A 10,197-nucleotide genomic window follows, 5' to 3' on the forward strand; every position below is an offset into this window, starting at 1 on the left:
TTCTGAAATTTTTTATGACCATGTAAATCCTAATCTACAAGATGACGATAGAATTGTTGAAATATGGAATCTGGTATTCATGGATTTAATAAAGATGAGGAAGGTAATTTTCAAAAATTACCAAAAAAGATGCATCGATACTGGAATGGGCCTTGAGAGGATAGCTGCCGTGATGCAAAACGTTCACGATAACTATGATATTGGTCTATTTTCTGCTCGGATAAATAAGCCGCAAGAGCTCTGTGGAAATACGGAAAATAAGATAGCTCATAAAATCATCGCAGATCTTCTTCGTGCAGCCGCATTTCTTATCGCAGAAGGGATACTTCCTGGAAATGAAGGTAGAAATTATGTACTGCGAAGATTAATTAGGAGAGCTGCGCGCTATATCCACCTGCTTGGATATAATGGCTCCCTACTCCATCGCATTTTTCCAGTGTTGATAGACAGCATGAGTTCAGCTTATATGGGTGCTTAATTAATCATAGATAAAAGTTTAATAGAAACGACGTTAAAATCGGAGAAAGAAAACTTTAAAGATACTTTGATGAAAGGTATCAATCTCTTGGAAAAATTCACTGCAGATTTAAACCCAGGCGACACTCTGCCTGGAGAATCAGCGTTTAAGCTATATGACACTTACGGATTTCCTTTGGATATCACACTTGATATTCTAAAAGAGAAAAAAATAAATTTTGACCAAAAAGGTTTTGACGATGCAATGGAGGAGCAGAAAGAAAGAGCACGTGCTAAATGGGTAGGATCTGGCGAAAAGTCTGTTGAGCAAGTATGGTTTGATATAACCGATGTGTTTGGCAAAACAAAATTCGTTGGTTACGAACTTAGTGAAGTAAAGGATGCAAAAGTACTAGCCATAATTTCCCATGAAAATAAAATAATTGATTCTGCAAAAGAAGGAGAGAAGATAACAATTCTACTTGATAAAACACCTTTTTATGGCGAGTCAGGCGGGCAGGTGGGGGATACTGGCAGTCTGACCACATCCGAAAGAAGCATTATCATAGTGGGAAACACCAATAAAATTAATGACTTATATTTGCACAGATGCGTGGTTAAATCTGGCTCAATTTGTAAAGATGATAAAGTTACAGCAAGCATTGATAAGGAAAGAAGGCAAAACCTAAGAAGAAATCATTCGGCTACTCATCTTCTACACTTTGCACTGAGAAAAATCTTGGGTGATCATGTCACTCAAAAAGGTTCCCTAGTTGCACCAGATAGGCTGAGATTTGACTTCAGTCATAACACTCAAGTCACTCGGGACCAACTGCTTTCAATAGAAGATATAGTAAACTCTTTAATCAGAGAAAATCTTTCTACGTTTACGAAAATTCAGAACATGAGTCAGGCAATAGACGAAGGAGCTATGGCATTGTTCGGCGAAAAGTATGGCGACCAAGTAAGAGTGGTAAGCATTGGAAATTCAAAGGAATTGTGTGGTGGCACGCACGTGGAGCGCGCTGGAGAAATTGGCTTGTTTAAGATAGTAACAGAATGTTCTATTGCATCTGGAGTAAGAAGGATCGAAGATTTGACCGGTCAAGAAGCAATTAATTATGTGCGTGATAATGAAATCAACTTGAAAAAGTTGCAGAATCCGTAAAAGCGCCAATAAACGAAATAATAAGTCGACTCAGTATTTTAAGCCAAGAACGTAAGGAATCCGAAGCTAAAATAAAAAGCCTTTATAAAAAGCTCGTAAGCACAGAGAACATAAAAAGCACTGAAATAAATGGAATAAATTTCATAAGCCATGTTTTCACTGACATTCCAGCAAGTATAATAAGGGAATTTGTTCTGCAGCAGCAAAAACCAAAAACGGTAATAGCTTTCACAGCAACGGAAAAAAATAAAACAGTGCTGATTATCAAAGTAAGCAAGGACTTAACTGATAGGGTCAGCGCAAAAGAGCTGGTATCTACTGTAACTGGGAGAGGCTGCGGTGGAGATGCTGAACTTGCCCAAACAGGCTGTGATAGTAGTGATATTGTTATAGCTATTTATAATCACTTAGCAAGATAGTGTATTACGCCCCTGCTGCTAGGAGATTAGCAACGTTACTATGTGTCTGTGTTACAAGCCCATCCAATTTAGTTTTTACTGCCTCTTCCGTTTCTTGACAGGTATTTTTATCCTTGCTGATTAGCGTGAATTCAATATCCTTAAAAAATCTATCCCACATTCCACACAAATGGTCTTTTATTTTAGGCCATATGTCCTTTTTAAATGTTTCACCATCATCAGAAAATACATCACCTACCAAGGCTCCCACCTCCTCATAACTCGACTCAAAATATTGAAGAAACGTCTCTACTTCCTTATGAGTATCATGCGCCAAATCTAACGCTTTTCCTTCTGTACTTTTATTACCATATATTGCAGTAACCAAGCCTGTCTTAATATACCCGTAAGCTGTCCAAAAAGATTTCCCAGGTTGAAAAAGTGGACTCTTATCATTTTTTGGTACATTATTTATTATATTTTCCACCAACCTGTCTATCAAAGGAGACAATAAATTTTGACAAAAGTGTTTGATATTATCTTTCGTTTTAATCACAGGACCTTTTATGCATTTCTCTGCTAAGCAGTATTCAAATTCTGCTTTTTCTAATAATTTCTTGATTGCTTCTTCATCAAAAGTTTCATGCTTGAACACCTCTAGTAATTTATCTTCTATTATTGCAAATTTTATTTTTTCATGAGATGTCAGTTCTTCTCTATAGTCATTTTTTGCTTCTTCATTTATTAATAATTCCTCTTTTTCAGATTCTAAGTCCTCTAATGCTTTTAGAATTTCTTGGTTATTCTTCAAACATAACTCTATTAACTCCATACTTGAAGATTCCTTTTCTTTACTGTTTTTCTCAACATCCAAATTCTCATTCTGCTTTCCTATTATTTCCTTCAATCTCGCAGGTTGCGTAAAATATTCTCCAATTTCTTTTCGATAAGAAACAATCTTGTTTACTAGACGTTTTTCATCTTCTCCATTGAATAGCATGTCCTTATTATCTTCTACATTCTTTATACTTCCCCCTTGCTTTTCAAATAACTCTTGAATTCTACGTTTTGTTATCTCTAAATACATCTTTTCTATAAAGTCATTCACTTTATCTGAAGTTTTCTCATTTTTTTCTAAATCCTTAAGTCGTGTCATTAGATTCTTATCTTTATTGGATGTATCTAAGAGGCTCCACATAGATTGTTTTAATCGTTCCATTAGGCCTTGCTTTTCCTTATCCAGTACACCTGATTGACTTAACAAAACTTTAGCTTTTCTTATTCTTGATTCTATTAGCTTCTTTTCAACCTCTTGATCATCATATTCGAATTTAAAAAGATCTTCTAATTTCCTTTTTAAAGCACCATCTTTTGAGTTATTTTTTTCTATATCTTGATGTATTTCTTTTAACTTATTACATATATTGTTATATCTTGTTTGCCCTATTTTCCTTAAGCATTCAATTTCTTCTTCCGCGCTACTCAGAGCTTCCTCTGTTGTTTGATGGTACATATCCCTATAAACATCAATTACTGTTCTCTTAGCTATCTTTTTTTCTTGTATAAGCTGCCTCCATTTCGCTCTAAACATAGGAAGCGCCTTATCTTCTAAAACATCTGGTACTTTTGCTCCTGCTTTTTTTAGATCTTTTAGGATCATTTCCTTTTCAGTCGGCAATTCCTTACCTTGGCTTTTCAGTTCTTGCTCTACTAATACCTCTTTCAGTCTTTCTTCTAATGAAAAATCTTCCTTTTCCTCTCTTCTTTTTTGTGCAATTTTGATTGCTTGTATAAAGGCAACTCTGTGAGCATCCTGTATTAAGTGACTTATCAGTTTAGAATCTACACTATCCACCACTTTCAGTCTGAATTCGTTCAACAATTCCTTCAGCTTATCGTATGTAATATCTTTTTTGTCTAGTTTCAACAGTTCTCCCATGGCTTCTGTGAACCCTTGAATCGAAGTTGCAATTACACTTCCGATCTCATTACGCAAAGGCACAAGACCATTTTTTAAATGGATATTAGCTGATAATTTCAGTATGGTATTATGTTCTGAATCACGTGCAACATTAAACCAACTACCATCTTTATCTTCGTATAAATCTCTAAGCAACTGCTTAAATTGCGGTGGAAATTTAGTTTCCATATCCCACGCAATATTTTGTCCAGGAACTTCCGTTTCATGAAAAGATACCTCAACATTTTGGTACTTATTATGATATAGCCCCATACTTATTTTAAGAGCGGCAACCAAAGAATGAGATAACTCCCTATTTAAAAGATAAAAAGTAGCTAAGGCAGGTGTTGCAGGAATAAGCAAGAGTAGAAGTATAGGTATACTAACAAGAATCGCTACTGCAGCAAGAACACCATATGCCAATCTTTTTGCTGTACTTTCACTTACTTCGCTTTTTTTTGTTTTATTCTCCTCTAAACTGATTTGTGTCTTATCATTTGTTTTAAACTTATTATATATGACTAATCCTAACGCAGTAAAAACTATATAAGGAAACATTAAAACTGATAGAGCTAAATTTAATACTTTCTTCTCTGGGCAAGCTCTGTTTATCTCTTTATATACTTCGCTTGATACATTATACCAGGAAGTAAGAAAGTCAGAGTTATAATCTTTATAATGAAATATACTTAGTGGAATATCAAAACCAGCAGCCATAAGCCATACTATCAAAAAATTCTTCTTCCTCTTCTAAAGTAGCAACAGCATCATTCATATTATCTCCCATGTTATACCTCACTTTAAAGTATACATGAGTATTAAAAAATTTATAACTTAATTAATAGCTTAATTTTTAATATTAACAATTAAATCTTGATATTCCTTGGAGTAGAAGTTGGTTCCAATTTCTACATTAACTTCTAAAGATAAGGCAAGTGTCTGCTCTTTTATGTACTCACTCCACGTATTCACCGCTTCCTTAAATTTTTCATCTTCTGTTTTGATTACTACTCTGATTCTATCGGATATATGAAAATCAGCTTGTTTCCTAGTTTCTTGAATGAGCCTCACGACATCTCTCGCGAGCCCTTCTAGAGTCAATTCATCGCTTAGTTTAGTGTTTAGAATCACAACCCCTTTGTTGTTGTCAAACACAGAAGAATATTCACTGTTTGCTTTTAGTAATAGCTCATACTCACCTTTTTCTATAATGTAGCTCTCTGATTCATCTCCCAAAAACACTCGCTCATTTTCAATTTGCTTCCATTTTCCCTCTTTGACGTATTGAACTAATTGCTTGATTTTGTCTGGAATCTTCTTCCCAAGCATAGGAAAATTTAATTTTAACTCTAGTGAGGCAATACCTTCAAGTTTGTTCACTAACTCTAGTTTTTTTACATTTACCTCATCTTTTATCATCTCTTGGTATTCACCCTCAAGAAAACTACAGGAAGACTGATGATAAATGGTCATGCTGCCAAGTGGCTGTCTGATACGTATATTAAAAGTATTTCTAACAGATAATGCAGCATTGCATACCTCTCTGACCAAATCCATTTTGGCAATGAGTTCACTATCAAACTTCTCTAATTGTGGAAAATCAGCCAAATGGACAGATGTTTCTTTATACTTAAGCCCTCGCCATATAGTCTCTGTTATAAGCGGCAATAAAGGAGCTGCGGTTCTTAGTATATAATAAAAAACCGTGTATAGGACGTTGTAAGCGTCGGTCTTGTTCTGATCTAAATCACTTTTCCAAAAACGCTCACGATTGCGACGAATATACCAATTATTTAGCACTTAAAAAATCTACCAGAACTTTACAAGCCTCTTGGGAATTATAGTTGTTCATAGAAGCTTGGATGCCTTCTACGGCTTCAAAACATTTGGCAATCATATAACGATCAATAGTGCTTTGATAATTCTTACAAACTTCAGCTTTAATCCCATCTGCATTTGCATACATAGTAAAAAGTGATAACTGTTCCAAATAGGTTTATTACGTTCCTTAGAACGTCTCGTATTGAGTTTCCTTCTTTATCAAGTAGCAAATTACCACCACAAACAATAGACCCAGACAGAATTAGAAAACGCAGCGCATCAGAACCATATTTATCAAACACCTCCATTGGATCCGCATAGCTATTCAAACGCTTGGATAAAATTTTTGTCCCTTTACATCCAAAACAACACCGTAGCATATGCAATTTTTAAATGGTTCACTGTCAAATCAAGCAGTGGACAATACAAAAAGCGTATAAAACCACCCCCTTGTTTGTGCTATATATTCAGTGATGAAATCCGCAGGGAATTTTTTTTCTCAAACCATTCTTTATTTTCAAACGGATAGTGGACTTTCGCAAACGGCATTGAACCAGATTCAAACCAGCAGTCAAATACATCAGGCACACAACGCATAACTGATTTTCCTATTGGGTCATCAGGATTTGGTCTTGTTAAAGAATCAATAAATAGCCTGTGCAAATCATCCACCTTAACATTAAAATCTCGCTCTAGTTCTGCTATTGAACCATACACATCTACTTTTGGATATCTTGAATCATCTGATTTCCACACAGGAATTGGCGTGCCCCAGAATCGATTGCGTGAAATTGACCAGTCGTGAGCTCCTTCAAGCCATTTTCCAAACTGCCCATCTCTTATATGATTTGGCATCCAATTAACTCTCTTATTTAGCTTTACCATTCTGCTTTTAAATTTTGTTACAGCAACGTACCAAGAAGGCATAGTGCGGTAGATTAAAGGAGTATCAGTTCTCCAACAGTGTGGATAATTGTGAATATATTGCTCGGTTTTGAACCAGCTTCCTTGTTCTTTTAGCTTCTTTATTACCGTATCGTTGGTATCAAAAACATGAATTCCAGCTAAATCCGAAACTTCAGCAGTAAATTTTCCACCATTATCAATTGGACAAATGGCTGGGATATCATAGCTTTGGCAAAGGTAGAAATCTTCTTCGCCAAATCCAGGAGCAGTGTGCACAACGCCAGTACCATCTTCTGCTGTAACATAATTAGCGATGAAAACGCGGAACGCATTTTTCGTATCTTTAAAGTAATCAAACAGTGGCTTATAAGAAAGACCTGCAAGATCATCTGCTTTAAGTTTTATATCGCAATTTTTGTATGGGATATTGTTTTGTTCACAATGACCGATAAATTTCTCTAGGTAGCTTTCAGCGAAGATGTAAACTTCATCGTTAACTAGATCTTTTGCATTATCCCCTGTCATTTCAGTAGCCCTCTCCCCTGTCATCCCAGTGCTTCGACACTGGGATCCAGAAATAGATTCCAGCGTCACGCGCTGGAAGGAGTGAACTGACACTGCACAATACTCAATGTCTCTCCCTATCGCCAGCGCCAGATTGCTAGGAAGAGTCCAAGGAGTTGTAGTCCAAGCAAGTAGTTTACATTTTTGTTTAAACTGCTGCGGGTTTTCTAAGAGCTCAAATGCAACAGTTACAGCTTTGCTAGTCTTTTCTCTATATGCATTATCAAGCCTTGTTTCAAAATTAGATAATGGAGTTTCGCACGCCCAGCTATATGGAACAACACGTACCGATTCATACACCAGACCTTTATCATAAAGCTGCTTAAACGCCCACATGACTGATTCCATGAAGGATTTATCCATGGTCTTATAGTCATTATGAAAATCTACCCACCTTGCCTGTCTATTTACATACTTCTCCCATTCTGACGAAAATTTCATCACAGAAGTACTGCAATGGTTGTTGAATTTTTCAATGCCAAATTTTTCTATCTCAGTCCTGCCAGATATTCCAAGTTCCTTTTCTGCGCCCATCTCGGCTGGCAGCCCATGGCAATCCCAACCAAATCTACGTTCGACTCGTTTTTGCCGCATTGTTTGATATCTTGCGAATGCGTCCTTTATGAAACCAGTGAGTAAATGCCCATAATGGGGAAGTCCATTTGCAAACGGAGGTCCATCGTAAAAGACAAAACAATTATCCTTGGAACGCTCCTCAACTGACTGCTCAAAAACTTTATTTTCTTGCCAAAATTTTATGACTTCCTTTTCTAGCAATGAAAAATCAGGACTACTTACTGTATCAGGATAATGCTTTGACTTTGTATTCATTTTAACTGGGTAAATCAAAAAGATATAGAGCTTTCTGGAAAATTACAAACTCAAAAAAACTATCTCTATAAGTATTAATTTACTAATAGACATTGACATCACTATACAAGACATTAATATATATATATTAATTTAAATTTAAGGAATGCCTAAAAGTAATAATAACAAAAGTTGGCCTCATCAGGAATTCCACGACGCTAACAAAAGCAATAGTAAAAATAATCTTATTTGGGATTCACGTTCTTATGAATACAATAACATTGGAGAGATTGAGAAAGTAAATTATAGTGGGGATCAGGAGCATATGACAGTAGAGCTACTCTTACAGCTCACACCCCAATAAACTATTTTGCCGAGCTTTCAATACCTTCACATTTACTATTCTATCTCTGTATTTACCTTCAGGATCATCAATGCATACTGATTGCATATACGGACTTTTACCAATAATTTGGTTTTGGTGTTTGCCTTCTTTACCGCTAAATAGAACAGGAATAGTTTTGCCTACCATACTTTGGTTAAACTCGAGTTGTTGTTCACTAATTAATTTCTGTAAACGAAGAAGACGTTCTGTTTTAACTTCTTCTGGCACTTGATCTTTTCTTTCCGCCCCCGGCGTGCCTGGTCTTGGGCTGTATTTAAAACTATAAGCCTGAGCGTATTTTACCTTTTCCACTAACTTCATAGTTTCCTCGAAGTCTTTCTCAGTTTCTCCAGGAAAACCAACGATAAAATCAGAAGAAAATTCTATTTCAGGTTTCAATTCGCGCAATCTGTCTATTATTTCCAAATATTCCTCTGTAGTGTGTTTCCTGTTCATTGTGCGCAATATTTTATTCGAACCTGACTGCACAGGCAGGTGAATAAATGGCATGAGTTTTGGTTCTTCTGCATGTACCAAGTAGAGAGATTCATGCATATCTCTTGGATGAGAGGTTATATAGCGTATTCTTTCTAGCTTTTCAATTTTAGCAATGTGGCTGATTAATCTTCCTAAATCCCACACTTCTCCTTCGCACTCTCCATGATAGGCATTGACGTTCTGACCAAGTAAATTGATTTCCTTCGCTCCATTTGCAACTAATTTCAGCGCTTCACGGAATATTTCATTCACTGGTCGTGAATATTCAGCTCCGCGAGTGTAGGGCACCACACAAAACGTACAAAACTTATCACAACCTTCTTGTATGGAAAGAAATGCAGAAGATCCTTGGCTATTACCGTAGCATTCGTCTGACAATTTATCAAACTTTGCGACCTCGGGAAAATCAGTGTTTATCACATGACCTTTACTTCTGCTTGCTTTGACTATCAGTTCTGGCAAGGTAGCAATGCTCTGTGGACCAACAACGATGTCCACAAATGGAGCTCTTCTAAATACTTCTTCCCCTTCCGCTTGTGCTACACATCCAGCTACCACTATGGTAGTATCTTTATTTTTTTGTGATGAGCGAATCTTTCCAAGCTCCGAATAAAGCTTTTCTGCTGCTTTCTCCCTAATATGACAGGTGTTGAGTATTACCAAGTCGGCTTTTTCTGCATCACTAACAACGTTGAACCCCAGAGGCTTAATTATATTCTCCATTAAAACGGAGTCATAAACATTCATCTGACAGCCGTAAGTCTTGATATATAGGCCTTTCATACTTTTTTGTAAATTAGACAGTGTATTATTTAAGCAGCTTAATTCCCTTTTGAAGAAAAGCATCCACTAACTTTTTCAACTATAGGTGATATAATATGCTCACTAACTTTTTCAACTATTGGGTTGATAACGTATTCTGTTGCAAGAATCCCTGCAATAAATGCTAAGACCCCTATCACTGCACCTGTTAAAGCTGCAGATCCAGCTCCAATCATTGCACCTGGAAAAATAGCAGATGCAGCCGCAGCAAGACCAGCTCCGATTGCAACACTTGCAAGTGCTATAGATCCAATAAAAGTGATTTTAAGATCTTCTTTCTTAGTAGGATCTTTTTTGTTAATAAGGGAAAAAACTACTAACAGCACTGGAGCTATGGAACCAACAATTCCTCCCATTACTAAAGGTGATAAAGCTGTAAAACTCAACCCCAAACCTATAAGTGCCCCTA

General features: G+C 36.4%; 8 protein-coding genes and 2 pseudogenes. 4 read left to right on the top strand and 6 right to left on the bottom strand.

Annotated elements, in window-relative coordinates; translation table 11 throughout:
* Positions 1-61 precede the first annotated feature (61 nt).
* The 3 genes and pseudogenes from HET73_RS08110 to HET73_RS10085 all read left to right on the top strand — a co-directional run.
* A pseudogene (locus HET73_RS08110) lies at positions 62-1,072 on the top strand (alanine--tRNA ligase-related protein); the annotation flags it as partial.
* 315 nt (positions 1,073-1,387) lie between these two features.
* Positions 1,388-1,624 carry a hypothetical protein gene (locus HET73_RS08115; RefSeq protein ID WP_246210027.1) on the top strand — a complete coding sequence of 79 codons (237 nt, stop codon included), beginning with the start codon at positions 1,388-1,390 and terminating at the stop codon, positions 1,622-1,624.
* Positions 1,625-1,878: 254 nt separating this feature from the next.
* Positions 1,879-2,043, top strand: coding sequence for a hypothetical protein (locus HET73_RS10085; RefSeq protein ID WP_458694642.1), 165 nt, complete (start codon positions 1,879-1,881; stop codon positions 2,041-2,043).
* A 4-nt stretch (positions 2,044-2,047) separates the two neighbouring features.
* On the opposite strand, the pseudogene HET73_RS03825 reads toward HET73_RS10085, so the two are convergent.
* From HET73_RS03825 to HET73_RS08140, 4 genes and pseudogenes are all read right to left on the bottom strand, one after another.
* Positions 2,048-4,769, bottom strand: a pseudogene (locus HET73_RS03825) (hypothetical protein).
* Between the two features lie 59 nt (positions 4,770-4,828).
* Complete coding sequence (locus HET73_RS09430; protein ID WP_343033079.1) at positions 4,829-5,782, bottom strand: DUF5915 domain-containing protein; 954 nt, start codon at positions 5,780-5,782, stop codon at positions 4,829-4,831.
* A gap of 140 nt (positions 5,783-5,922) precedes the next feature.
* On the bottom strand, positions 5,923-6,132 hold the full coding sequence (locus tag HET73_RS08135; protein WP_246210023.1) for a hypothetical protein: 210 nt from the start codon (positions 6,130-6,132) through the stop codon (positions 5,923-5,925).
* A 130-nt stretch (positions 6,133-6,262) separates the two neighbouring features.
* A complete protein-coding gene (locus HET73_RS08140) occupies positions 6,263-8,104 on the bottom strand; it encodes an isoleucine--tRNA ligase (protein ID WP_246210025.1) in 1,842 nt (613 codons plus the stop codon).
* 145 nt (positions 8,105-8,249) lie between these two features.
* On the opposite strand from HET73_RS08140, the gene HET73_RS03835 reads away from it, so the two are divergent.
* Positions 8,250-8,447, top strand: a complete 198-nt coding sequence (locus HET73_RS03835; RefSeq protein WP_174132778.1) for a hypothetical protein — start codon at positions 8,250-8,252, stop codon at positions 8,445-8,447.
* Here the strand turns inward: HET73_RS03835 and miaB are convergent.
* Both miaB and HET73_RS03845 read right to left on the bottom strand, forming a co-directional pair.
* Positions 8,427-9,749, bottom strand: coding sequence for a tRNA (N6-isopentenyl adenosine(37)-C2)-methylthiotransferase MiaB (gene miaB / locus HET73_RS03840; RefSeq protein WP_174132777.1), 1,323 nt, complete (start codon positions 9,747-9,749; stop codon positions 8,427-8,429). The two genes, HET73_RS03835 and miaB, sit on opposite strands and share 21 nt — an antisense overlap.
* Positions 9,750-9,787: 38 nt before the next feature.
* Positions 9,788-10,197, bottom strand: a 410-nt coding sequence (locus tag HET73_RS03845) for a hypothetical protein (RefSeq protein WP_174134045.1), incomplete at its 5' end; no start/stop codon positions are given.

This window comes from Wolbachia endosymbiont of Atemnus politus (genome assembly GCF_013309895.1).

Coding starts and splice junctions, on each gene's coding strand:
- HET73_RS08115 (WP_246210027.1), top strand. CDS start 1,388: ATGGCATTGTTCGGCGAAAAGTATGGCGACCAAGTAAGAGTGGTAAGC.
- HET73_RS03835 (WP_174132778.1), top strand. CDS start 8,250: ATGCCTAAAAGTAATAATAACAAAAGTTGGCCTCATCAGGAATTCCAC.
- miaB (WP_174132777.1), bottom strand. CDS start 9,749: ATGAAAGGCCTATATATCAAGACTTACGGCTGTCAGATGAATGTTTAT.
- HET73_RS08140 (WP_246210025.1), bottom strand. CDS start 8,104: ATGAATACAAAGTCAAAGCATTATCCTGATACAGTAAGTAGTCCTGAT.